Origin of the sequence: uncultured Roseibium sp. (assembly GCF_947499295.1) — a bacterium.
Classification (GTDB): Bacteria; Pseudomonadota; Alphaproteobacteria; order Rhizobiales; family Stappiaceae; genus Roseibium.
The window spans coordinates 1-214 of sequence record NZ_CANMNP010000177.1 but is presented as its reverse complement, the minus strand read 5'-3'; the positions used below and the strand labels follow the sequence as shown (position 1 = coordinate 214).

Here is a 214-nt window from a genome sequence, read left to right as displayed (position 1 = left end):
TGCGCCTCATCCTGGCAACCCTCGTGCTTTGGCTTGCCTGCATGCTGCAAGCGCTTCTTCCAACAATGGCAAAATCGAATACTCCAAAACCTCTGCCCGCGCATGCAACATCAAACGCTTAGCAATTGTTCAGGGCGAACTAAACCACTACCGGCTGATGCCGGTAGGATTATCGATGTGCTTCTCAAGGTACTGAAGTACGACATCTTCAGTG

At 50.9% G+C, this 214-nt stretch carries 1 protein-coding gene; it reads left to right on the top strand.

Features of this window, described 5'->3' with window-relative positions:
* Positions 1-196 (top strand): hypothetical protein (locus Q0835_RS30295; RefSeq protein ID WP_298967224.1); only part of this gene is annotated, 196 nt, incomplete at its 5' end.
* Between the last annotated feature and the right edge of the window lie 18 nt (positions 197-214).